Source organism: Sphingomonas sp. (assembly GCF_045810705.1).
In the GTDB taxonomy this organism is placed as follows: Bacteria; Pseudomonadota; Alphaproteobacteria; order Sphingomonadales; family Sphingomonadaceae; genus Sphingomicrobium.
Genome location: NZ_JBJMVI010000019.1, coordinates 113,058 through 135,773 on the forward strand (window position 1 = coordinate 113,058; position 22,716 = coordinate 135,773).

21 protein-coding genes are annotated in these 22,716 nt (G+C 65.6%); 17 read left to right on the top strand and 4 right to left on the bottom strand.

Going from position 1 to position 22,716, the window contains the following annotated elements; translation table 11 throughout:
* The first annotated feature begins 3 nt into the window (after positions 1–3).
* Positions 4–1,074, top strand: coding sequence for a dihydropteroate synthase (gene folP / locus ACJ8FR_RS10060; RefSeq protein WP_407828495.1), 1,071 nt, complete (start codon positions 4–6; stop codon positions 1,072–1,074).
* Here the strand turns inward: folP and ACJ8FR_RS10065 are convergent.
* Positions 1,071–2,507 (bottom strand): sigma-54-dependent transcriptional regulator, encoded by a 1,437-nt coding sequence (locus ACJ8FR_RS10065; RefSeq protein WP_407828496.1) that lies wholly within the window; start codon positions 2,505–2,507, stop codon positions 1,071–1,073. The genes folP and ACJ8FR_RS10065 overlap by 4 nt on opposite strands.
* A 125-nt stretch (positions 2,508–2,632) precedes the next feature.
* Here ACJ8FR_RS10065 and ACJ8FR_RS10070 point away from each other — a divergent pair, with 125 nt between their 5' ends.
* The 3 genes from ACJ8FR_RS10070 to ACJ8FR_RS10080 are packed head-to-tail and all read left to right on the top strand — an operon-like array spanning position 2,633 to position 5,036.
* Positions 2,633–2,782, top strand: a complete 150-nt coding sequence (locus ACJ8FR_RS10070) for a hypothetical protein (RefSeq protein WP_407828497.1) — start codon at positions 2,633–2,635, stop codon at positions 2,780–2,782.
* 7 nt (positions 2,783–2,789) lie between these two features.
* A complete protein-coding gene (locus tag ACJ8FR_RS10075; protein WP_407828498.1) occupies positions 2,790–3,917 on the top strand; it encodes an NAD(P) transhydrogenase subunit alpha in 1,128 nt (375 codons plus the stop codon).
* Positions 3,918–3,923: 6 nt separating this feature from the next.
* Complete coding sequence (locus ACJ8FR_RS10080; RefSeq protein WP_407828499.1) at positions 3,924–5,036, top strand: NAD(P)/FAD-dependent oxidoreductase; 1,113 nt, start codon at positions 3,924–3,926, stop codon at positions 5,034–5,036.
* On the opposite strand, the gene ACJ8FR_RS10085 is transcribed toward ACJ8FR_RS10080, so the two are convergent.
* Entirely contained in the window at positions 5,010–5,189 is a 180-nt protein-coding gene (locus ACJ8FR_RS10085; RefSeq protein ID WP_407828500.1) for a hypothetical protein, read from the bottom strand. The genes ACJ8FR_RS10080 and ACJ8FR_RS10085 overlap by 27 nt on opposite strands.
* Before the next feature lie 373 nt (positions 5,190–5,562).
* Positions 5,563–7,851 carry an EAL domain-containing protein gene (locus ACJ8FR_RS10090; RefSeq protein WP_407828501.1) on the bottom strand — a complete coding sequence of 763 codons (2,289 nt, stop codon included), beginning with the start codon at positions 7,849–7,851 and terminating at the stop codon, positions 5,563–5,565.
* A 161-nt stretch (positions 7,852–8,012) separates the two neighbouring features.
* Between ACJ8FR_RS10090 and ACJ8FR_RS10095 the strand changes: the two genes are divergently transcribed.
* The 13 genes from ACJ8FR_RS10095 to ACJ8FR_RS10155 all read left to right on the top strand — a co-directional run bounded on the left by ACJ8FR_RS10095 (position 8,013) and on the right by ACJ8FR_RS10155 (position 21,626).
* Complete coding sequence (locus tag ACJ8FR_RS10095) at positions 8,013–8,303, top strand: NAD(P) transhydrogenase subunit alpha (protein ID WP_407828502.1); 291 nt, start codon at positions 8,013–8,015, stop codon at positions 8,301–8,303.
* Positions 8,296–9,729 (top strand): NAD(P)(+) transhydrogenase (Re/Si-specific) subunit beta, encoded by a 1,434-nt coding sequence (locus ACJ8FR_RS10100; protein ID WP_407828503.1) that lies wholly within the window; start codon positions 8,296–8,298, stop codon positions 9,727–9,729. Before ACJ8FR_RS10095 ends, ACJ8FR_RS10100 begins: the two co-directional genes overlap by 8 nt.
* A 115-nt stretch (positions 9,730–9,844) precedes the next feature.
* Positions 9,845–10,561, top strand: coding sequence for an aspartate/glutamate racemase family protein (locus ACJ8FR_RS10105; RefSeq protein WP_407828504.1), 717 nt, complete (start codon positions 9,845–9,847; stop codon positions 10,559–10,561).
* Positions 10,562–10,600: 39 nt separating this feature from the next.
* Positions 10,601–12,544: an excinuclease ABC subunit UvrC gene (gene uvrC, locus ACJ8FR_RS10110; protein ID WP_407828505.1), complete on the top strand. Its 1,944-nt coding sequence runs from the start codon at positions 10,601–10,603 to the stop codon at positions 12,542–12,544.
* Positions 12,541–13,278: a DNA repair protein RecO gene (gene recO / locus ACJ8FR_RS10115; RefSeq protein WP_407828506.1), complete on the top strand. Its 738-nt coding sequence runs from the start codon at positions 12,541–12,543 to the stop codon at positions 13,276–13,278. The genes uvrC and recO overlap by 4 nt, the downstream gene beginning before the upstream one ends.
* 30 nt (positions 13,279–13,308) lie before the next feature.
* A complete protein-coding gene (gene apaG, locus ACJ8FR_RS10120; RefSeq protein WP_407828833.1) occupies positions 13,309–13,689 on the top strand; it encodes a Co2+/Mg2+ efflux protein ApaG in 381 nt (126 codons plus the stop codon).
* A 23-nt stretch (positions 13,690–13,712) separates the two neighbouring features.
* Entirely contained in the window at positions 13,713–14,828 is a 1,116-nt protein-coding gene (locus ACJ8FR_RS10125; protein ID WP_407828834.1) for a glycosyltransferase family 4 protein, read from the top strand.
* The gene (locus tag ACJ8FR_RS10130; RefSeq protein WP_407828507.1) at positions 14,828–15,607 is read left to right on the top strand and encodes a metallophosphoesterase; all 780 of its coding nucleotides are present in this window, start codon (positions 14,828–14,830) and stop codon (positions 15,605–15,607) included. The genes ACJ8FR_RS10125 and ACJ8FR_RS10130 overlap by 1 nt, the downstream gene beginning before the upstream one ends.
* 70 nt (positions 15,608–15,677) lie before the next feature.
* Positions 15,678–16,379, top strand: coding sequence for a polysaccharide biosynthesis/export family protein (locus ACJ8FR_RS10135; protein ID WP_407828508.1), 702 nt, complete (start codon positions 15,678–15,680; stop codon positions 16,377–16,379).
* Positions 16,380–16,409: 30 nt separating this feature from the next.
* Positions 16,410–18,662 (top strand): GumC family protein, encoded by a 2,253-nt coding sequence (locus ACJ8FR_RS10140; RefSeq protein WP_407828509.1) that lies wholly within the window; start codon positions 16,410–16,412, stop codon positions 18,660–18,662.
* Between the two features lie 31 nt (positions 18,663–18,693).
* Positions 18,694–19,860 (top strand): hypothetical protein, encoded by a 1,167-nt coding sequence (locus tag ACJ8FR_RS10145; protein WP_407828510.1) that lies wholly within the window; start codon positions 18,694–18,696, stop codon positions 19,858–19,860.
* Complete coding sequence (locus ACJ8FR_RS10150) at positions 19,853–21,208, top strand: O-antigen ligase family protein (RefSeq protein ID WP_407828511.1); 1,356 nt, start codon at positions 19,853–19,855, stop codon at positions 21,206–21,208. The genes ACJ8FR_RS10145 and ACJ8FR_RS10150 overlap by 8 nt, the downstream gene beginning before the upstream one ends.
* Positions 21,209–21,257: 49 nt before the next feature.
* Complete coding sequence (locus ACJ8FR_RS10155) at positions 21,258–21,626, top strand: hypothetical protein (protein WP_407828512.1); 369 nt, start codon at positions 21,258–21,260, stop codon at positions 21,624–21,626.
* Here ACJ8FR_RS10155 and ACJ8FR_RS10160 read toward each other — a convergent pair.
* Complete coding sequence (locus ACJ8FR_RS10160; protein WP_407828513.1) at positions 21,561–22,697, bottom strand: glycosyltransferase family 2 protein; 1,137 nt, start codon at positions 22,695–22,697, stop codon at positions 21,561–21,563. The genes ACJ8FR_RS10155 and ACJ8FR_RS10160 overlap by 66 nt on opposite strands.
* Positions 22,698–22,716 lie beyond the last annotated feature (19 nt).

Here is a 22,716-nt window from a genome sequence, read left to right on the forward strand (position 1 = left end):
TCCATGCGCACGCTCCTCCGGCCGACTGCCTTTGTCGACTCCCCGTTCGGTCATGACGGGAAGGTCGCTCGCCTCGCGGGCGGCATGAACTGGTTCGCCGCGGTCGAGCTGATTCACGTCGACGGCCATTGTCGGGTCTCGGCCGAGCTGGTGCCGGTCGAGGAGATCGAAGCGCGGTTCGACGATGGCATGGCGGCGCAGTGGCAGGCGCTGACCGCGCCGCGCGGCGCGCTGCAACTCGGGGGGCGCACGATCCGTCTCGACCAGCCGCAGGTGATGGGAATCGTCAACGCGACCCCCGACAGCTTCTCGGACGGGGGCCAGTTCGCCGATGCCGCCGAAGCCGGCGAGGCCGGGGCGGCGATGGCCGGGGCAGGCGCGGCTATCGTCGATGTTGGCGGCGAATCTACCCGGCCCGGTGCGCGCTCCATCTGGGAAGGCGATGAGATCGAAAGAGTGGTGCCGGTGATCCGGCAGCTTGCGGCGGCTGGGACCGCGGTATCGTGTGACACGCGCAAGGCCGACGTCATGACGGCAGCTGTCGAGGCCGGGGCGCGGATGATCAACGACGTGTCGGCGCTCACTTACGATCAGCGCTCGGCGGAAGTCGCGGCCGGACTGAACGTGCCCGTCGTGCTGATGCACCACCGTGGCGCTCCCGAGGTCATGCAGGAGGATCCGCGCTACGATGACCTGCTGGTCGAGGTCTATCTGTGGCTGGAGGAACGGATCGCCGCCGCGATCGACGCCGGCGTTTCGCGTGACCACATCCTGGTCGACCCGGGATTCGGCTTCGGCAAGAATGTCGGCCACAATCTCGAACTGATGAACGGCCTTGGGCTGTTCCATTCGCTTGGGTACCCGCTGGTCGTGGGTGCCAGCCGGAAGCGCACCATCGGCGCGCTCTCGGGCGAGACCCCCGCCGACAAGCGGCTGGGCGGCAGCATAGCTTTCGCGATGAAGGCCGTTGAGCAGGGCGCGCAGGTCGTCCGCGTCCACGATGTCTTCGAAACGGTGCAGGCGCTGCGCGTGTGGCGTGGCATGCGCGACCAGGCGCTGACGCCGCGGACCTAGGCGGCGGTGTCGATCCCGAGCTCGCCGAGCTTGCGGTAGAGCGTCGAGCGGCCGATCCCGAGCCGCCGCGCGACCTCGGTCATGCGACCGCGATAATGGCCGATCGCGAGGCGGATGATGTCGGCCTCGATTTCTTCGAGCGGCCGCAGATGGCCATCGCCGCTGTACAGCGTGATCCCGGGCGATCCGGCCAGAACCTCGTCGCTGCGCTCGGCGCTCATCGTCGGCGTAAAGTCGGTTTGGCGAGCCGTGTACCGCGACTGGGTCGCGATGTGCGGGAAGTCCTGCGCGGTCAGTGAGTTGCCCTCGCATTGAAGCGCGGCGCGGAACAGCACGCCGGCAAGCTGGCGGACGTTGCCGGGCCAGCCGTAGCGCATCAGCACGGCAAGTGAGTCATTGCCGATCGACAGCTGCCGGATGCCGGCGTGATCGGCGAGCCGCTGAAGCAGGTGGCGGGCGAGCGCGGGAATGTCGCCGCTGCGTTCGCGAAGCGGGGGAAGCGTCACGGTGGTCGCGCCGATTCGCTCGGTCAGGCCCGCGAGGAAGTCCTCGGGCAAAGCGCGGCTGCTGGTGGCAATCACCCGAACATCGACCGAATAGCTGCCGTTAAGGCCAACCGGACGAACTTCGCCGGTCGCCAGCACGCGGTCGAGCAGCTCCTGGGTCTCGGCCGGAAGCACGGCGATTTCGTCGAGGATCAGCGTCCCGGTGTCGGCCTGCACCAGCTTGCCGGTCTTGGCGGCGAACGCGCCCGGGAAGGCGCCTTTCTCATGCCCGAACAGCTCACTGTCGATGATATTCGCGGGCACCGACTTGCAGTCGAGCGCGAGCAGTGGACCTTTGGCCCTCAAACTTGCCGCGTGGATCGCGCGGGCGAGGGTTTCCTTGCCGGTGCCCGGCTCGCCGATGATAAGCACCGGCAGCCGGTTTCGTGCCGACTTGGCGGCGACTGCGAGCGCGGCGCGGAAGTCCGGCGCGGCGCCGATCAGCTGCTCGAGATCGAGCGTCGGTGCGAGCTTCTCCGAGACGGGCGCGAGCTCGCCGGCTGCACGGCGGCGATCGGCATTGGCTGCCAGTGCCTCCAGGAGGCGCTCGGGCGCGACCGGGCGCACGAGGAAATCGGACGCGCCGGCGCGCATCGCCTCCACCGCGGCGGACACCGTGTCGCCGTGCGACAGGACGATCACCGGCAGGCTCGGACGATGTTCGCGCAACGACGTGATCAGCTGCGGCCCTTTCTCGGCTTCCCAGCTACCGAGCAGTGCGGCGAGGACTTCGCGACCGTGCGGGCCCTGCAGAAGCGCCAGCGCCATCTCTTCGTCGGCGGCGCCGACGACGCTCCACCCGGCGCGCCCGGCAATCGCGGAGATCAGCCGGCGTTCCTCGGGATTGGCGTCCAGCAGCAACAGTGATCGTGTGGGTTCTTCGCGCATCGCTCACGCGTACGTCAAAAGCGGTAAAGGGGAGCTTAAGGGATCCGCCGGAGCGGGGCTTGGGTACCGGCCATCGCCTTGTTATGGACGCCTCCACATCTCGATCTCGACAGAGGGGAAGTTGAATGGCCGAAGAAGAGCCGATCCTGGTCAGTCCGCCGACACAGGAGATGGCGCATCACGTTGCCGACTACACGCGGTTCACCATGATGCTCAAATGGGGGGCCCTGACGTGCCTCGTCATCGGTTTCATCGTTCTCCTGATCCTGCGCTAGCCGAGACATGAAAATCGCGGTCCTGAAAGAGGCGGCGGGCGAGACCCGCTGTGCTGCCGTTCCCGAGACTGTGAAGAAATTCATTGCGTTGGGAGCCGAAGTTGCCGTCGAGCGTGAAGCGGGAGTGGGTGCCTCCATCGCAGACTCCGACTTCGAGGCCGCCGGAGCGACGCTCGGCATTCGCGCCGAGGTGCTTAAGGGGGCGGGGATCATCCTGACGATCGGCGGGCCGGATCCCGCGACTCTCAAAGGCGTAGAAGCGGATGCGCTTCTCGTCGGCGGCCTCGACCCGTTGCGCCGGCGCGACGCGATCCAGGGCTACGCCGCCGCCGGACTGCAGGCGATGGCGATGGAATGGATGCCGCGGATCACGCGCGCGCAGTCGATGGATGTGCTGTCGTCGCAATCGAACCTTGCCGGCTACAAGGCCGTGGTTGATGCGGCGGCTTCGTACGGGCGCGCCTTCCCAATGATGATGACGGCGGCCGGGACAGTGAGCCCGGCCAAGGCCTTCGTCATGGGCGTCGGAGTCGCCGGGCTGCAGGCGATCGCGACGGCGCGGCGCCTGGGCGCCCAAGTCAGCGCGACCGACGTGCGCTCGGCTACGAAGGAGCAGATCCAGTCATTGGGCGCCAAGCCGATCTTCGTCGAGAATGTGGCCGGGATCGAGGGGGAGGGCGCGGGCGGCTACGCCACGGAAATGTCGGACGAATATCAGAAGGCTCAGGCCGAGCTGGTGTCGGCCCACATCGCCAAGCAGGATATCGTCATCACCACCGCGCTGATCCCCGGACGCCCGGCGCCGAGACTGATCAGCGACGCGCAAGTGGCCTCGATGCGCGCCGGAAGCGTGATCGTCGACCTTGCGGCCGACGCCGGCGGCAACATCGAAGGGACAGTCAGCGGGGAGTCCGTCGTGAAGCACGGCGTGACGATCATCGGCGCCACAAATCTGGCGCGCAGCCTCGCCGCGGACGCATCGGCGCTGTTCGCTCGCAACCTGTACAATTTCCTCTCCGCCTTCTGGGACAAGGGGCAGGGGCGGCCGATCCTCCCCGATGACGACGAGATCGTGAAAGGGATTCGCCTGACTCAAGGCGGAAAGATCGTGAACGAGCGGCTGACCACCGCCTGATCCCGAGTGAATACGTCCGACATCCTGGTCATTGGCGGCGGGATCGCCGGTCTATCGGCCGCGGCGGCCTTGTCCAGGCACGCGCGAGTGACCGTCCTGGAGGCGGAGGCGCAGATCGGCTTCCACTCCTCGGGACGCAGCGCGACCATGCTGCATTATGCGCTGGGAGACCGCTTGGTGCGCGCGCTGACGCTCGCCAGCCGAGACTTCTTCGACTCGCCGCCGGACGGCTTTAGCGAGGTTCCGCTTGGGTGCCGGATGCCGGTGCTGATCCACGCCCGCGAGGATGAACGCGAGGCGCTCGACAAGCTCGAGGCCGAGCTGTCGGCATTCGCCGCCCTCGAAAGGCTGGACGCGCGGGGCGTCCACGAACTCTGTCCGCTGCTCAAGCAGGATGCGCTCTACGGTATCGCCGATCGCAACGGCATCCGGCTCGACCCGCACGCGCTCCTTCAAGGCAATCTGCGACAGCTGAGGGCCCGTGGCGGCGCGCTGCATTCCGGACAACGCATCGCTGCCATCGAACATGAGGGCGGCGTCTGGACCGTGACGACCGAAGCCGGCGAGCGATTTTCGTCGCCGATCATCGTCAACGCAGCGGGCTCGTGGGCCGACGCGGTCGCGCGGCTAGCGGGCGTTTCGCCGCTCGGGCTCGAGCCGAAACGGCGGACGATCATCACTTTCGACGCGCCGCACGGCACCAACCTGGATGCCTTGCCCTTCGCCAAGACGATCGGAGACGAACTGTATTTCGCGCCCGAGACCGGGCGTCTGTTCGCCTCGCCGATGGACGAGGTGCCGAGCGAACCCTGCGACGCACAGCCCGAGGAATTGGAAGTGGCGCTCGCGGCCTACCGGATCGAGGAACGGACGATTGTGAAGGTCGGGCGAATCCACAGCCGCTGGGCGGGGCTTCGGACCTTTACTCCCGACAAGCATCCCGCAGTGGGTTTTGCCGCCGGCGTCGAAGGCTTCTTTTGGCTGGCGGGTCAGGGCGGTTTCGGGCTGCAGACCTCGCCGGCGATGGCCTCGATTGTCGAGTCACTCATCGTCGGGACACCCTGGGCTGTGCCCGATGTCGCCCCCGGTGCGCTACTCGCTCGCCGATTCCTTTCGTAGGACGCACAGGTCGACCCAGCGCTCGCCTGCCAGATCGAACAGTCGCTTCACGAGGATCTCCACCGAAGTGTTGGGTGAGTCCGCCGGTGGATAGACGATATCGAACGCCTTTAGTGCGACGCGCGAATCGGCAGCACTATAATCGCCTGTCAAAGCATGATCGCGCGTTAGACGGCGCCAGGCCGCGCCGCCAGCGGTCGCGCAGCACCGAGAATTGGACACAAACGACAAGCGCCCGCGATACGACGGGCGCTTGGTAAGTTGTTGAAATACAGCCCGGCTTTACTGGGGCCGAAAACGGTTAGCCGTTTTCGCCGCCGCCGTCCCAGCCATAGCCGAGGGCCCAGCTCCAGAAACCACGGACGGTCTTGATCTTCTTCATCGTCATCACCCCGTTTGTCGAACTGCGATTCGGCAGCTGGGGCGATGTTAACCTTAATCGGCATGGTTAGCAAACGGTTAACCAAAGTCAGGGGCGGCGCTCCGCTGAGAAGCGGATCCTCGTTACTTTACCGGAACTGGTTGCTTAGGCGGCGCTTCGCTTACGGTCGGACGACAGGCGCTTGGCCAGACTGTCCAGGCTCATCGGGCGGCCGATCGCAAAGCCCTGGGCGATGTCGCAGCCCATTTCGATCAGAAGGTCGAGGATGTCGCGGGTCTCGACGCCCTCGGCGACGACCTTGCGGCCGAGCGAGTGGGCGAGGCCGATGGTCGACTGGACCATCAACCGGTCGCTGCGGTTGTCGACGATGCCTTTTACGAAGCTTTGGTCGATCTTGATCTCGGTCGCCGGGATCTTCTTCAGATATTCCAGCGTCGAAAGTCCCGTTCCGTAATCGTCGATGGCGATGTTTACGCCGAGGTCGCGCAGGCGCGCGATCATGTCGAGGCCTTCGCCGGTGCCGGTCAGCGCCGCGGTCTCGGTCAGTTCCAGCGTCAGATGCTGCGCCGCTAGGCCATGCCGGGCGAGCAGCGCAGAGAGGCGCAGCGTGAAGCCCTTGTCGGTAAGCAGCCGCGCTGAAAGGTTGACGGCCATGTCGAAATCCGTGCCGCGCTTGTTGATCTGCGCCGCTGCGGTAACCGCTTTCTCGAGCACGAAATCGGTGAGCTTGCCGATGCGGTTGTGCTGCTCGGCGGCGGCAACGAATTCCGAGGCTGCGATCGGCCCCTTCTCCGGGTGCGTCCACCGGGCAAGCGCCTCGGCGCCGATAATCCGGCGGGTCCCGATCTCGAGCTTAGGCTGATAGGCGACCCATACTTCACCGCGATCGATCGCCTCATCGAGCTGGCTGAGCATCGACAGCTTCCACGACGCCGTCTCCAGGCTTTCGGGATCGTGATATTTCCACTTGAGGCCATCGTGAGCGGCGTCGTCGGCTGCAACCAGCGCGCTTGCGAAGCGGCTCGCCGTCGACCGGCCGCCGCCGACCTCGACGCCGAAGGCTACCGTCAGGTCCATGGACAGGCTGGCGATCCGTGCGGGGTTACGGAATAGTACGTGAAGCGCCTCAAGGTGATTGGCGAACGGCTGGTGCGGCTCCTCGAACCAGGCAAAAATCCCGCCGTCGCCCTGATAGAGTATGCGGTCGGGCGACCCGACCTTCAAACGCGATACGATCTGGTCGACCAGCTGCCGTTCGTTCGCGGCGGGCAGGGTGGCGACGATCTCCTCGTAATTGAGGACCCGCGCGACGACGATCGCCTTGCCGCGCCCGTTCGAATTGGCGCGAAGGGCGTTCAGGTTCGGCAGGTTCGTCGTTGGATTGATGAATCCACTCGCGCGGTAGCGGCGCCAGATGATTACGCTCGACACGATCAGCACGACGAACAGCGCCGGAGTCATGTCGAGATAGATCAGATAGGCCTCAGGAAGTGCCGGCCCAATGAACAGCGCCACGGCCGTCAGGGCCAGGATGGCACCTTGTTGGCCCGCTCTGCGCCGGGTCAGCGCAAGGGCACAGAGCGCCAGGCTGACCGCGAACAGCGGTACCCAGCCGAGATCCACCGGCTTGCCGGACCTCAAGGTTTCGGCGCCGATCGCGTGGACATAGACGCCGCCCATCTTGCCTGTTCCGGGCACGAAGAATTGGTCGCCGGTCGAATCGGCTGTGACGCCAATCAACACCGTCTTCCCGCGAATCAGGCGCGGATCGAACCTGCCGCTCAGCACCGCCCCGGCCGAAACGTTCGGGATCGAATAGGGGTCGACCGAATAATCGGGGGCGAAGGTCTCGTCTGGCCTGCCTGAACGATTCGCGAGGAGTGCGGCGAAGGACGGCACCGTTTGGCCGTTCCGCATCGTGCCGTACGGAATGCGCGTGACTGCATTTTGGTAATTGTACAGCCAACTGATGCTCGCGACGGTCGCGTTCCGCGCAAAAATAGGAAGCGGCACTGCCGTTTCATGTTCGCCGCCGCCGGGTCCGGCGCGAGTCCGCGCGGCGAGCACGACGCGCTTCGATCGCTTCAGCGCCTCCGCCAGACTATTGTCGTCGAGCGGATCCGTCGGTCCGAAGAATCCGATGTCGAAGACGATGCGATTCGCACCCGCCTGCGTAAGCTGATCGACGAGATGGGCCTCTTCACGTCGCGGCCACGGCCAACGCCCGACATCCCGAAGGGCATCGCTGTCGATCTTGACGAGGACAATCTCGCCGCTGGCCTTGTGCCAGTGGAGCAGGTTGCGGATCGTCCGCAGATAATCCTCGGCGATCTCTCCAAAGCCGATCAAGCCGAAGATCAGCCCGGCCAGCGTCGTCCACAACAACAGCTTCCACGGCTTGCGGCCCGCGTCCTGATCACTGCGCTTCGACACCTGCGGCTGCTTCCTTCCCAACGAGCGTCACACGCATGCGCGCGAAAAGGTTAGGAAAACGCTAACCGGATTAAAATTAACAGCAGGCCGGTCGACCGACGTCGGCACTCGACAGTTCCAGAACGACCCGCCAAGAAAGCGGCCGCCATTGAGGAGCCGTCATGGACTTCATTTCGATCCTGTCGATCTTCGTGCTTGCCTGTTTCGTCGGCTATTATGTCGTCTGGTCGGTCACCCCCGCGCTGCACACGCCGCTGATGAGCGTCACCAACGCTATTTCCTCGGTCATCGTGGTCGGCGCGCTGATCGCATCCGCTGCGGCTGGTAGCCCGGCTTCGAAATGGCTCGGTCTCGCGGCGGTCACGCTGGCCAGCGTGAACATCTTCGGCGGATTCGCGGTCACCGCGCGCATGCTGGCGATGTACAAGAAGCGGGAGTGGCCCGATGCATGAAGCCGCGCCGCAGCCGGCCTGGGCGCTGCTCGCTTACCTCGTCGCGGGCATTTGCTTCATCCTGGCGCTGAGAGGATTGTCGAAGCCGGACAGCAGCCGGCGCGGCAACTACACCGGCATGATCGGCATGGCGATTGCGATCGCCACGACGCTTGCCCTGCACAGGTTCGCATCGATTGCCGAGATCGCCGGGGCAATGCTGATCGGCGGCGGCATCGGCCTCGTTACCGCGCGCAAGATCCACATGACCGCGATGCCGCAGCTGGTCGCGGCCTTCCATAGCCTGGTCGGCATGGCCGCCGTGCTGGTCGGCGCCGCGGCCTACCTCAACCCGGAAGCGTTCGGGATCGCGGTCCGCGTGACGCCGATCGCCAGCCCGTCGTTCGTCAGCATCTTTCCTCAAAGCCGCATCGAGATGGGGCTCGGCGTCGCCATCGGCGCGATCACCTTCTCCGGCTCGGTGATCGCCTTCCTCAAATTGAACGGCAATATGTCGGGCAAGCCGATCCTGCTGCCGCTGCGGCACGTGATCAACCTCGGCGTGCTCGCGGCGATTCTCGGGCTGATCGCCTACTTCACGCAGGACCAGGCGCAGTGGGTGTTCTTCACCATTGCGGGCTTGAGCTTTGCGATCGGGTTCCTGCTGATCGTGCCCATCGGCGGCGCCGACATGCCGGTCGTGATCTCGATGCTCAACAGCTATTCGGGCTGGGCCGCCGCGGCCATGGGCTTCACCCTCCACAACAGCGCGATGATCATCACCGGCGCACTGGTCGGAAGTTCTGGCGCGATCCTTTCATACATCATGTGCCGGGCGATGAACCGCAGCTTCATCTCGGTCATTGCCGGCGGGTTCGGCGCCGTCGCGAGCGCCGGCGAGGCGGCGGCCATCGACCGGCCGTACAAGCTCGGATCGGCGGACGATGCGGCATTCCTGATGAAGCAGGCCGAGCAGGTCATCATCGTCCCCGGCTACGGCATGGCCGTCGCGCAGGCCCAGCATTCGGTCAAGGAAATGGCTGACAAGCTCAAGGCCAACGGGGTGCGGATCAAATATGCGATCCACCCGGTCGCCGGGCGCATGCCGGGGCACATGAACGTGCTGCTGGCCGAGGCCAACGTGCCCTATGACGAAGTGTTCGAGCTCGACGACATCAACAACGAATTCGCGCAGACCGACGTCGCTTACGTGATCGGCGCCAACGACGTCACCAACCCGGCCGCCCGGACCGACAAGAGCTCGCCGATCTACGGCATGCCGGTGTTGGACGTCGAGAAGGCGCGGACGGTGCTGTTCGTGAAGCGCTCGATGGGCGGCGTCGGCTATGCCGGCATCGACAATGACCTGTTCTACAGGGACAATACGATGATGTTGCTTGGCGATGCCAAGAAGATGACCGACGAGATCGTTAAAGCCCTCGGCTGAGACGATCCGCTCGCCGCGCCGTCGACTCGTCTTGCGGCAAAACTGCCTTTACCCGCTTGCTGCCCAGCCGATGTTCGCGGATTAGGAAACGGCAAGCGACGGGAGGGGTCAATCGATGCGCAAGCTCGGAATCATCGGCGGGACCAGCTGGTCCTCCACCGCGCTCTATTACGAGCACATCAACCGCGGCATCGCGCAGCGGCTCGGAGGCCTCCACAGCGCCCGGCTGGTGATCGAAAGCCTCGATCTCGCGCCGTTCGCTGAGATGGAGCTATCGGGCGACTGGAATGGCGTCGCCGACGTGACACTCGAAGCCGCGAAGCGCCTCGAAGGGGCCGGCGCAGAAGGGCTGATCATCACGTCGAACACCGGGCACAAGGTTTATGATGCGGTTGCGCCGAAAGTCGGCGTGCCGATGCTCCACATCGGCGACGCGGCGGCGGACCGGCTGCTCGCCGACGGGCGCAAGCGCGTCGCCTTGCTGGGCACACGCTTCACCATGCTCGAGCCGCACGTTCGCAGCCGCCTCGAAGGCCGTGGCATCAGGCCGGTCCCGATCGAGCAGGCCTGGATCGAGGAGGTCGACCGGATCATCTTCGAGGAACTCGCCGCCGGCCGGGTGGTCCGCAACAGCCAGCGCAAACTCAAGACCCTGATCACCGAACTCGCCAAGGAGCGTGTCGAGGCAGTGGTGCTCGGATGCACCGAGCTGGTGCTCGCGGTCGACGTGCGGGCAAATGTGCTTCCGGTTTACGACACGACCGAAATCCACGCCCGCGCCTGCGTCGACTGGATGCTCGCGGATGAGGAACAAGCGCGGGCCGCGGCCTGACCTCTCGCGCTGGACCCGGCTAGCGCTTATCTCGGCAATGTGAGCAAGGCCGACCGTCCCGACCAGCCCGGAGGCGCCGACCGCTTCAACGAGGATCAGGCGACCTATGCCGTGCGCGGCGAGGGCGCGCCGGACCTCGAAGCGGGTGTCGCCGCCATTCGCGAGGTGTGGAAGACGTTGCCGTCCCGGCCCGGTGTCTATCGGATGCAGGATGCGCGGGGCGACGTGCTCTACGTCGGCAAAGCGCGGACGCTGAAGAGCCGCGTGACCAACTACACGCAGGTGGCGCGGCTTCCCAAGCGGCTACAGCGGATGGTCGCGCAGACGCGGTCGATGACCATCGTCACCACGCGAACCGAGGCCGAGGCGCTGCTGCTCGAGGCGCAGCTGATCAAGCGCTTCCGCCCCGCATACAATGTGCTGTTGAGGGACGACAAAAGCTTCCCGTTCATCCTGCTGCGGGAGGACCATGAATTCCCGCGGGTGCAGAAGCATCGCGGCGCGCGCCGCATCAAGGGCCAATATTATGGACCGTTCGCAAGCGCCGGCTCGGTCACTCGGACGCTTAATGCATTGCAGAAACTGTTCCTGTTAAGAAGCTGTTCCGACAGCTTTTTCGCGAATCGATCGCGCCCTTGCCTGCTCTACCAGATCAAGCGCTGCTCGGCCCCGTGCGTTGGGCGCATCAGCGAGCAGAATTATGCCGAGCTCGTCGGGGAAGCGAAGGAGTTCCTCGCCGGCAAGTCGACAGGCGTGCAGGCGCGCTTGTCGCGGCATATGGCGGAAGCCGCCGAGCACCAGGATTACGAGCTCGCCGCGGTCTATCGCGACCGGTTGCGCGCGCTGACCTACATCCAGGGCAGCCAGACCGTGCACGCCGAGGGCCTCGGTGACGCCGACGTGTTCGCGCTCGCGTGCAAGGCGGGGACGGTGTCGATCCAGGCCTTCTTCATCCGCGGCGGGCAAAATTGGGGGCACCGCGCCTTCTTCCCGGCGCACACCAATGACGTTCCGGAAGCTGAGGTTTTATCCAGCTTCCTCGTCCAATTCTACGAGGACCTTCCGCCGCCGCGGCGAATCCTCGTCGATCGCGAGGTCGCGGATCGGCAGTTGCTCGAGGAAGCGCTGTCCGAGCGGGCGGAGCGCAAGGTCGTGATCGAGCAACCGCAGCGCGGCGCGCGGCGCAGGCTGTTGGATCAGGCGGCGCGCAACGCCGAGGAGGCGCTCGACCGGCGGCTCGCCGAGACCACTAGCCAGGGCAAGGTCCTGCGCGAGCTGGCCGACGCGTTCGAGCTCGGCGACGTGCCCAAGCGCATCGAGGTCTACGACAACAGCCACATCATGGGCACCAACGCGACCGGCGCGATGATCGTCGCTGGCCCGGAGGGGTTCCGCAAGAACAACTATCGCAAGTTCAACATCAAGCGGCCGGAGACCCAGCCTGGCGACGATTTCGCGATGATGCGCGAAGTGCTCGAGCGGCGGTTTGCGCGGCTCGAGAAGGAGGACCCCGACCGGCAGAGCGGCGAATGGCCGGACCTCATAATGATCGACGGCGGCAAGGGACAGCTGTCCGCTGTTTGCGACGTGATGGAGGAGATGGGGGTGCACGACGTCCCCGTGGTCGGGGTCGCCAAAGGTCCGCACCACGGCCGAGAGGGGCGCGAAGTCTTTCACCTGCCTGGCGGCCGCGAGATAACATTTCCCCCCAACTCGGCGATCCAGTTCTACCTCCAGCGGCTTCGCGACGAAGCGCACCGGTTCGCAATCGGGACGCATCGCGCGAAGCGGGCCAAGAGCCTGACCACGTCGACGCTCGACGAGGTCCCCGGCATTGGGCCCAGCCGCAAGCGCGCGCTGCTGATGCATTTCGGAACCGCCAGAGCGGTGAAAGGCGCGGCGCTCGACGATCTCGAGAAGGCGCCGGGGATCAGCAGGGCGATGGCGCGCCAGCTCTACGATTATTTCCATCCGCGCGGATGAGAAGCGAGACTTCGGCAATCGTCTGCGCGCTGCGCAGCCACGGCGAGCACGGGGCCATCGTTCGACTGATAACGCCCGAGCAGGGGCTCATCGCGGCCTATGTCCGGGGCGCGCGCGGTCGGCGGATGCGGCCGGTGCTGATGGCCGGCAACGTTGTCCAGGCGCAACTCTCGGCTCGCACCGAGACGCAGCTTCCGCAGGCCGTGATCGAGCTGGTTCACAGCCGTGGGCCATTGCTGTCCGAGCCGCTTCCCGCCGCGGCGATCGAATGGACGACGGTGCTGACCGCGACGGCGCTCCCTGAAGGCCAACCCTATCCGCGCCTCTACCAGGCGCTCGAAGGCTTGCTCGACGCGATCGACGCGGCGCCCTCGGCGAGCGGCTGGGGCGCGGCCCTGGTCCGCTATGAGCTTTTGCTCTTGGCGGAGCTCGGCTTCGGCCTCGACCTCGAACGATGCGCGGTGACCGGCACCAACGATAATCTCGTCGCGGTCAGTCCGAAATCGGGCCGCGCGGTCAGCGCCGCAGAGGCCGAGCCATTTGCTGGCAAGCTCCTGCCGCTGCCGCGGTTCCTGCGCGAAGGCGGTCCCGCGTCCTGGCAGGAAATTGCGCAGGGCCTGGACATCACGGGCCATTTCCTGATGCGCGATCTGCTCACCGACCGGGCGCGGCCGATCGGCGAGGCACGCGCGCGGCTCGTCGAACGGTTGCGCCGTGCGGGCGGTCTCGCCTAGGCTCACCCTGTGACCATCGACGCGCTCGCCATGCTGTTCCCCAATGTTGCCGTGACCCGCGGGATCGCGGTGCGCGTGGCGGTCAGCTACCTCTCAGAGCAATCGGACCCCTCCACCGACCGCTGGTTCTGGTCTTATCATGTGCGGATCGAGAACGGTTCCGAGGTGGCCGTGCAATTGTTGTCGCGCAGCTGGACCATCGTTGACGGCCGGGGAACCGTTCACGAGGTGGTCGGCGAGGGGGTGGTCGGGGAGATGCCGCTGATCGCGCCCGGGGCGAGCTTCGATTACGTCTCGGGCTGCCCGCTCGACACCCCGGACGGCGGCATGAGCGGCAGCTACCGGATGGTCGACGAGGACGGCAGCGCGTTCGACGTCGAAATCCCGCGCTTTCAGCTGCTCAGCGCCTGACGGAGCAGGCTACGCCGCGAACCATCGTCCTTTCGGCGAACAGCGACTGGAACATCGCCAATTTTCGACAGGGGCTTGTCCGTGCACTCCGCACCGCAGGCTACGAGCCCGTGGTGATCGCGCCCCAGGATCCTGCGGCCGACGACCGGATGCGCGACCTCGGCGTGGAGCGGATTGCGATCGAGATCGACCGTTCGGGGATGAATCCGGTCGCGGACCTGCGGCTGCTCGCGCGATATCGCTCGCTGCTGAAGCGGCTGCGGCCCGCCGCCCATCTCGGCTACACGATCAAGCCCAACATCTACGGATCCTTTGCCGCGGCTTCGCTTGGCATTCCGGCTTTGCCCAACGTCAGCGGCCTGGGCACTGCGTTCATCCGCGGCGGCCCGCTTCAGATGATCGTGACCCGCCTGTATCGTGCCGGATTCCGGCGCGCGCCGGTGGTTTTTTTCCAGAACGAGGAAGACCGGCAGCTGTTCGTCGACCGCCGCATCGTCCGGCCCGGCCAGACGCGCGTACTTCCTGGATCGGGTGTCGACCTGCAGCGGTTCCGCCCGGCGCCGTTGGCCGGGGGGCCCCCAGTCTTTCTCTTCATCGGCCGGCTGCTTCGCGACAAAGGGGTGGTCGAGTTCGTTGAGGCCGCGCGATCCCTTCGGCCTGAATATCCGGATGCGCGCTTTCAGCTCCTTGGAGCGGTGGACGAGGGCAATCGCACGGCCATCCGCCAGTCTGAAATCGATTCGTGGGTCGCGGAAGGCGTGGTCGAGCGTCTCGGCACGACCGACGATGTCCGCCCGTTTATCGCGGCGGCCACGGCCATAGTGTTGCCCTCGTACCGCGAGGGGCTGCCCCGCTCGCTACTCGAGGCTGCGGCCATGAGCCGGCCGCTGATCGCCGCCGACGTTCCCGGATGCCGCGACGTCGTCGTGGATGGTCTAAACGGCTATCTTTGCGCCGTCCGCGACGCGGGCTCCCTGGCTGCGGCGATGCGCCGGCTCACGCAATTGCCTCCGGGGCAGCGGCTTGCCATGGGGGAAGCCGGCCGGCAGCGGGTTCAGGAGCGGTTTAGCGAAGCGCTCGTAGTACGCGCCTATCTCGACGTCCTTGCCGGCCTGGATGCGGCTCAACCGGAGTCCTGATGTTCAATTTCTCTCCTCGACGCGGAAAGGGCCCGGCCGGCGCGCGGGGCTACCGCGCCTATGTCGTCGGGGACATCCACGGCCGCGTCGACCTCCTCGAACATTTGCTGGCCAAGATTCATGCCGACCTCCAGCACCGCCCTGCACGCAAGGCGCTGTTGGTGTTCGTCGGCGACCTGATCGACCGGGGCCCTAGCTCGGCGCAGGTCCTCGAGCGCCTCCGGACGTACCGGCGCGAGCGGGTGCGGCCAGTCTTCCTGCTCGGCAATCACGAGGAAGTGCTGCTTCGGATCCTCGGCGGGGACGTGTCCGTGGTCGACAGCTGGCTGCGGTTTGGCGGTCTGCAATGCCTGCAAAGCTATGGCGTGCCCTTTGCCAGGCTGCGCGACCGGCCCGCCGAGGAGGTCGTGGAGATCGTCCGTAGCGCGGTGCCACAGCATCATGTCGAGTTCCTCGAGACGTTCGTCGATAGCTGCCGTTTCGGCGATTACCTCTTCGTCCATGCCGGAATCCGCCCGGGCATTGAGGTCGATCGGCAGAGCCAGTCCGACCTCCGATGGATTCGTGAGCCGTTCCTGTTCGACGAGAGCGACCATGGCTTCGTCGTCGTCCACGGCCACACCATTCGCGACGAGGTTGAAGAACGTCCGAACCGGATCGGCATCGACACCGGTGCCTACCGGTCGGGCGTGTTGACGGCGCTGGCGATCGAGAACGCCGACCGGTGGCTGATCGACACGCGGACCGCGCCCGAGGGGACCGCGAGCGCTGGCGATTGATTTGACGCCATGGGCGGAATAGGCGTTATGGGCTTGAATTCGTCGGATTTGGTTACGAGGAGCGTCGCTGTTGCTTGATCAAACGCCCCGGCGGCCATGGGGCATCGTCGCCGTCCTTGGGCTTTTCCTCGTCGCCGCGTGCGCGGATACGCGCGGCGGGTCCATCCCTTATGACAGGCCGCTCGCGGCGCCTGACGAGGTGACGTTCCAGACGCTCGAGTCCAATTACAAGATCGCGCCGATGGACAAGCTCGCGATCAAGGTCTTCAAGATGGAGGACCTGACCGGCGAATATGACGTCGACCTCGCCGGCAATATCTCGCTGCCGCTGATCGGCCAGCTCAAGGCCGCCAATCTGACGACGGAGCAGCTGGACGACCAGCTGACCCAGAAGCTCGGCGAGAAATATCTCGAGCACCCCGATGTCAGCGTCGCCATCAAGTCGTCCACCGCGCATGTCGTGACCGTCGACGGCGCCGTTAAGGATGGAGGCTCATTCCCGGTTGGCGGGCCGACGTCGTTGATCCGCGCGGTCGCCATGGCCAAGGGGACCACCGAGGACGCCAATGCCAGGCGCGTGGCAGTGTTCCGGACCATCGGCGGGCAGCGGCAGGCAGCGGCATTCGACCTGACGGCGATCCGACGCGGCGAAGCGCCCGATCCGCAAATCTATCCCGGCGACATTGTCGTCGTCGACGGATCCAGGGTTAAAGCGGTGCAGAAGCAGCTGCTCCAGACCATTCCGCTTCTCGCAATCTTTGGTCCTCTCTAGGTTGATTTCGGGGCAAACGGAGCTGGCGGTGTGAACACCAACCTTATCGTGAGAAGCGACGGTCAATGGCCGATCGCCCCTTATCCGGGCGCGCAGACGACGCTCGGCCGCGGGCAGCGCTCCTACTCGGCCGTCAATATCCTCGATTTCCAGATGCTGGTGCGAATCCTGCACCATTGGCGCTGGTTGATCCTCGGTGCGGTCGCAATTGGTGTGTTCGGCGCCATCCTGGCCTCGCTGCTGACCGCTCCGGTCTATCGCGCGACCGTCACGCTCGAGGCGAACCCGCCCGCGGTCGCGGTCAGCGACGAGCAGTCTCGCCAGCAGGACCAGCAGGCGACCAACACCTACGACTTCGTGGCAACCCAGGTCGGACTTCTCGGCAGCAGGGCCGTCGCCGAGCGAACCGCGCAGGAACTCAACCTTGCCAACAACCCCGACATCGTGCCGCAGGACCGCGACGCTTCGCAACGCCTCAACGCTGCGGCGACGGCGGTGGAGAAGGGATTGAAGGTCATCCCGCCCGAGCAGGGACAGTTGATCAAGTTCAATTACGATTCGACCTCGCCCCAGCTCGCGGCCCTTGTCGCCAACGGGGTTGCCGACAGCTTTATCAATACCTCGCTGCAGCGGCGTTACGAAGCGTCCGCATATGCTCGAAATTTCCTCGAACGGCAGATCAACAAGACCCGGGCAGACCTCGAACGCTCGGAGCGCGGGGTCGTCGCCTATGCACAGCAGCAGGGCATCATCACTACGCCCGGCGCCGGTGCAGACGGCAAGCCGAGCGGCAGCGATACCAATTCGCTTCAAGGCGAGTCGCTGGTCCAGCTGAATGCGGCGCTTGGGGCCGCAACGGCCCGCCGCGTGGCAGCCGAGGGCGCCTACCGCGAGGCGCTCGCGACCGGGCCGACCAGCGAGGTGAACAACAGCGTGCTGCCGCTTCGTCAGGAGCTCGCCAAGCTCGAGAGCGACTATCAGCAGAAGCGCACGTTCATGAAGCCCGATCATCCGGAAATGCAGAGCCTGCAGTCGCAAATCGACGAGCTCAAGCGCCAGATCTCGGGCCAGGTGACGCAGGCGTCCTCGGGCCGGATGAACGGCCTCCTTGCCGATTATCGCGGTGCACTGGCGGCCGAGCGGTCGCTCCAGGCGCGCGTTGGGCAGCTCAAGGGCGACGTCCTCAACCTGCGGGGCCGGAGCATCCAGTACACGATCCTGCAGCGCGAGGTTGATACCAACCGGAGCCTCTACGACGCGCTGCTCCAACGCTACAAGCAGATCGGGGTCGCCGGCGGTATCGGCATGGCCCCGGTGTCGATCGTCGACCGCGCCGAGGTGCCGGCGCTGCCGTTCAAGCCGAACCTGCTGCTCAACCTTATCGTCGGCCTTGCGCTTGGGCTCGCTGCCGGCATCGCCGGGGCTATCGGCCTCGAGTTCGTCAACGATACGATCAAGAGCCGCGAGGATGTCCGCCGGAAGCTCGCCCTCGCGTGTCTTGGAACGGTGCCCAGGACACCGGCCAAGGATTCGTTCGTCGACGACCTCAAGAACCCGACCTCGATCATCTCCGAGGCCTATTCGGCGATCGTCGCCGCGCTTCGCTTCAGCACCGAGGAGGGCACGCCGAAGGTGCTGCTGGTGACCAGCACCCGCTCGGGCGAGGGCAAGTCGTCCTCCGCGTTGGCGATCGCGCAGAACTTTGCCCGGCGCGGGCGCCGCGTGCTCCTCATCGACAGCGACTTGCGCAAGCCGGCGTTCAAGGCGGCGAGCGACCGCTTCGGTCTCAGCAAGCTCCTGACCACCGACGACCAGCTTGCCGCCCATATCGTCGAGACCCAGCACGAGAATCTGTGGCTGTTGCCGAGCGGCCCGCTTCCCCCCAATCCGGCGGACCTGCTGTCCACCGGCCGGATCCGCAAGATCATCAACGAGGCGAAGGAGGGTTTCGACCTTGTCGTCATCGATGGTCCGCCGACGCTTGGCCTCGCCGATGCGCCGCTGCTATCGGCGGCTGCCGGAACCTCCTTGTTCGTGGTGGAAAGCGGCAAGACCCGAACTCACGCCGCCATCGAGGCGCTCAACCGGCTGGAGGCGACAGGCACGCACATCATCGGCGCCACGCTGACCAAGGCGGTAGAAGGCGGCGGATACGGTCGAACGGGTTACGGCTATGGATATGGCTACGGCGTGAAACACCGGGTCAACAAGACCGAGATCCTGATGATCCCCCAAGCCGATGACAATGCCGAGGAGGAAAGTCCGGTGGAGTCCGACGCCTGACAAACGGGGCGGCAAAGCACGGCCATTTGTCTTGAGGGCCGTGGTCGCCGTCCTGGCCGCGCTGCTAATCGCCGTGCAGGTCGTTCGAAATGCCGCAGTTGGTGCTTTGAGCGGGGCCAGGCCGGCTGACGCGGCCAAGCTGTGGAGCGATCACCCGGCCACCGAGATCGGCGTCGCCCTGACCGATATCGCGCGAGCGTCGCGCGCCCGGCAGCCGGTTCCGGCCGCCGACTTCGCACTGATCTCCGACGCGGCAGAGAAAGCCCCGCTTGCACCCGAGCCATTCCTCGTGCGCGGTGTCCAGGCCGGGCTGGCCGGCGACGGCGCGACAGCGCAGCGTGCGTTCGAAGCTGCGCAGTGGCGCAACCCGCGCTCCCTGCCAGCGGCCTTCTTTCTCGCCGACCGTTACTTCCGCACCGGCGATATGAGCCGCGGTATGCGAGAAGTGGCAGCGTTGGCGCGGTTGTCCCCGGAGGGGGGGATCGGCGCGGTGCCCTATCTCGCGCAATATGCTGCGAATCCGGTCAACTGGCCGGCGCTGCGCACGATGTTCATGGCCGATCCGCAACTTGCCCGTCCGGTGCTCGTGGCGCTCGCCTCCAACATGTCGACAGTTCCAGCGGCGCTTGCGCTGGCCGATCCGCATGAGGCCAACCCGCAATGGCTAGGCACGCTGATCGACACGCTGATCAAGGCTGGGGATTATGCCAAGGCGCGCGCCATTTGGACCCGCGCGGCGGGAGTCAGGCCCAACCCGAACGAGCTGCTTCATGATGCCGAGTTTCGCGACCGAACTGCGCCGCCGCCGTTCAACTGGCAGCTTGCGAGTTCAACCGTCGGCCTCGCCGAGCGACAACCGGCCGGACGCCTCCACGTACTCTTTTATGGCGACGAGGACGGGATACTGGCGAGCGAGCTTCTCACCCTAACGCCGGGTACTTACCGGCTATCGATGCGATTGCAGGGGGATCCGTCGCGCGCGCATGCGCTCACCTGGTCGATGTGGTGCGACAAGGCGCCGCAGCCGATTGTCTCGGTCACGCTCGATAAGGCGGCCGTGGGCGGATGGCAGTTTCAAGTGCCGGCGGGGTGCCCGGCACAATGGCTGAAACTCTCCGGAACCTCGGGTGAAATGTCGCAGCAGAGCGATATTTCGATCTCCGGCCTCACCGTCGCGAAGGTCGGACCCGGTGCCTAGAACGGCCAAGAGCTTTATCGCTCCGGCATATCTGCTGGCGTGCCTGATCCTTGGCGGCAGCGCCCAGGGCGTTTGGCAGAACATGGGGCTGCAGCTGGCTGGTCTGGGCATCATTGCATGGGCCGCGGCAAATGGCGACGAGCTTTTGCCCAAAACGGCGAAACCGCTGCTGTGGACGCTGATTGCGGCCGTCGCGGTCGTTGTTGTCCAGCTGGTTCCGCTCCCCCCGTCCATTTGGGCGCATGGTATGCGCGCCCGGATCGGCGACGGCTATGCCCTGCTCGGAACGCCGCTGCCGATGCTGCCGCTTTCGGTCACGCCCTATGATTCGCTTAATGCGTTGCTCGGACTGATCCCGCCGCTGGCGTTGTTCTGCGCAATCCTTCGCCTCGGCGCGCATCGCGCAAGTTGGCTTGCCGCCGGATTGCTCGCCGGTGCGGTCGCCGGAATCATCCTCGGCGCACTCCAGGTGGCCTCGCACGGGCTAGTTTCGCCCTGGTACCTTTACCCGCAAACGAACCGAGGGCTCGGCGTCGGATTCTTCGCCAATGCTAACCACATGGCGGACCTGCTGGTGGTCGCGTTGCCGTTCGTAGCCGCGCTTGCGGCAGCGGGCCGGAGCCGCAACGTCCAACGCTATTCGGCATTGTTGGCCGTCCTTGCGGCCGTCGCGCTGCTACTTATCGTGGGGATCGCGCTCAACGGCTCGCTGGCGGGCTATGCCCTCGCGGTGCCGGTAATTGCCGCAAGCCTGCTCATCGTCAGCTCTTCGGCGCGCAATCTGCGAGTCCCGATCGCCGTGGCCGCTGGGCTTGCAATGCTTGCGGCTGTCGCCGCCTTGGCCTCGACCTCGATCGGCAGCGCGACGATTGGCCAGGACGCAAGCAGCTCAGTGCAGTCGCGCGAACAGATCCTCAACACGACCGGGCAGGCGATCGGCGATACCATGCCATTCGGCTCGGGCCTGGGCTCGTTCGTCAAGGTCTATCCGATATATGAAAGCGCCGACCGGGTTACTCCAGAATATGTGATCCATGCCCACAATGATTATGCGGAGGTCGCGCTCGAGCTCGGAGTGCCTGGAATCCTCCTGATGCTTGTCTTCCTCGGCTGGTGGGCGGCCGCCGCAAGGGCGGCATGGCAGACCGGAGGAGGAAGCCCCTATGCCCGCGCCGCGTCGATCGCCTCGGCGGCGATCCTCGTCCACAGCCTGGTCGATTTTCCGCTGCGCACGGCTGGCATCGGCGCGACCTTCGCCATGTGCCTCGCGCTAATGATCGATCGCCGACCGCAACAGCGGCATGAGCCTAATGATCTTCGGCCGGCGCGCCACCTGATCGTGACCTGAGCAGTCTTCCGCGTTGGTGCACGAGCTATGGAATGGACTGCTTGCCGCCATGGTACCGTGGCACCAAGGCAAGCTGTTCGTCGAGCACGCGCTGGCGATTGATCATGATGCACTGCACATCCTTGCCGGCGCTTTCCTGTGGCTAGTCCTGGCGCTGCTGTTGCGGCGGCCGCTGACCTCGTGGAGACCGTGGCTTGGGGTGCTGGCGTTCAATATTTGGAATGAGGCAGTCGATCTCTCGCTTGAGCACTGGCCCGATTTCGGCTGGCAATATGGCGAGACGGCCAAGGATCTTGTGCTGACGATGATCTTACCGACGGTCCTGTTGTTCGCCGTCCGCGTTCGGCCCGATCTATTCCGCCATGACTCGCGCACTGCGCGGCTCACGGGCCGCCGGCGTACCTCGCGCCGGCGTTGACCGCGACGCTTGGCCCGCTTGCTCGGGGCGGCCCCATCGGGGTGATTCACTTGCGGGAAGGCTCGGAGCGGCCCAGCGGAGCGGCCCTGTCGTTTTCACCGCGAGCGAAGCGCGGGCACGTCGAGCGAGAAGCAGCAATCGGATGAACGCGCGTAAGGAGCGCGGCTCGAGCGATGCCCACCCGGTCCATATCATCGCACTGAGCGTCCGAAAGTCGGGCCTCAGATGCCCACGCTTGAGGAGCCGGCGGAACAGGCGCGGCTTTCCCCCCGACCAAAGCGCGGTCGATCCGACCGAGATGAAGACGCGGGGGTCAATTGCGGCGTTCTCGTCTGTCGGTGCGTCGAGCAGGTCGTCATACGGGCGATGATCTTCGAGCCGTTCGCGGCAGCGGTACATGAGATCCAACGCGCGTTCGACGCGGCGTTGTTCGGATGCGAACCTCGTGCTGACCGGCGATTGCCGGACCTGGTAGACGGAGTGCGGTACGACCATGATCGTCGACACCCCCGACATCCGGATGATGAGATCATGGTCTTCCCAGAACTCGCATTGCTTGCGGTAGCCGCCGACTTCATCGAATATTTCGCGCCGGTACATCAAGGGTCCGTTGCCGAACGGCGGAGCGGACACCGGCCGGATCAACCGCCACGCCTCCGGCCCCCTGATCGTGCAGCCGGAGGCGTCGATGATGTCGTAGAGGCCGCCGACGACGCCAGTCCCCGGAAAGCTGTCGAGCACCTCGAGCTGCTCGGCGAGGCGGTGCGGAAGGGAGACGTCGTCGGCGTCCATCCGGGCAACCACCGGCGCCGTCGCCGCGCACGCCACCCGTTGAGAGCTGAGGGCAGGGCCGAGGTTGTGCTTTTCCTCGATCAGGCGGATCCGCGGATCCCGTGCCGCCCATTCGCGCAGCCGCTGCGTAGAGCCATCGGTCGACGCATCGTCGAGGATGACGAACTCGAAATCCTGCAGTGTTTGGTCGAGAATGCTTTCCACCGCGATGTCGAGATACGGCATCGCATTGTGAACCGGCATGACGACGCTGACCCGGAGGGTTTCGGCAGCTAACATTCTATCCGACACTGTTACC

Bases quoted from the DNA above. Each gene is read 5' to 3' on its own strand.
- folP (WP_407828495.1), top strand. From the start codon at position 4: ATGCGCACGCTCCTCCGGCCGACTGCCTTTGTCGACTCCCCGTTCGGT.
- ACJ8FR_RS10065 (WP_407828496.1), bottom strand. From the start codon at position 2,507: ATGCGCGAAGAACCCACACGATCACTGTTGCTGCTGGACGCCAATCCC.
- ACJ8FR_RS10070 (WP_407828497.1), top strand. From the start codon at position 2,633: ATGGCCGAAGAAGAGCCGATCCTGGTCAGTCCGCCGACACAGGAGATG.
- ACJ8FR_RS10075 (WP_407828498.1), top strand. From the start codon at position 2,790: ATGAAAATCGCGGTCCTGAAAGAGGCGGCGGGCGAGACCCGCTGTGCT.
- ACJ8FR_RS10095 (WP_407828502.1), top strand. From the start codon at position 8,013: ATGGACTTCATTTCGATCCTGTCGATCTTCGTGCTTGCCTGTTTCGTC.
- ACJ8FR_RS10100 (WP_407828503.1), top strand. From the start codon at position 8,296: ATGCATGAAGCCGCGCCGCAGCCGGCCTGGGCGCTGCTCGCTTACCTC.
- ACJ8FR_RS10105 (WP_407828504.1), top strand. From the start codon at position 9,845: ATGCGCAAGCTCGGAATCATCGGCGGGACCAGCTGGTCCTCCACCGCG.
- recO (WP_407828506.1), top strand. From the start codon at position 12,541: ATGAGAAGCGAGACTTCGGCAATCGTCTGCGCGCTGCGCAGCCACGGC.
- apaG (WP_407828833.1), top strand. From the start codon at position 13,309: ATGCTGTTCCCCAATGTTGCCGTGACCCGCGGGATCGCGGTGCGCGTG.
- ACJ8FR_RS10130 (WP_407828507.1), top strand. From the start codon at position 14,828: ATGTTCAATTTCTCTCCTCGACGCGGAAAGGGCCCGGCCGGCGCGCGG.
- ACJ8FR_RS10155 (WP_407828512.1), top strand. From the start codon at position 21,258: ATGGTACCGTGGCACCAAGGCAAGCTGTTCGTCGAGCACGCGCTGGCG.
- ACJ8FR_RS10160 (WP_407828513.1), bottom strand. From the start codon at position 22,697: ATGTTAGCTGCCGAAACCCTCCGGGTCAGCGTCGTCATGCCGGTTCAC.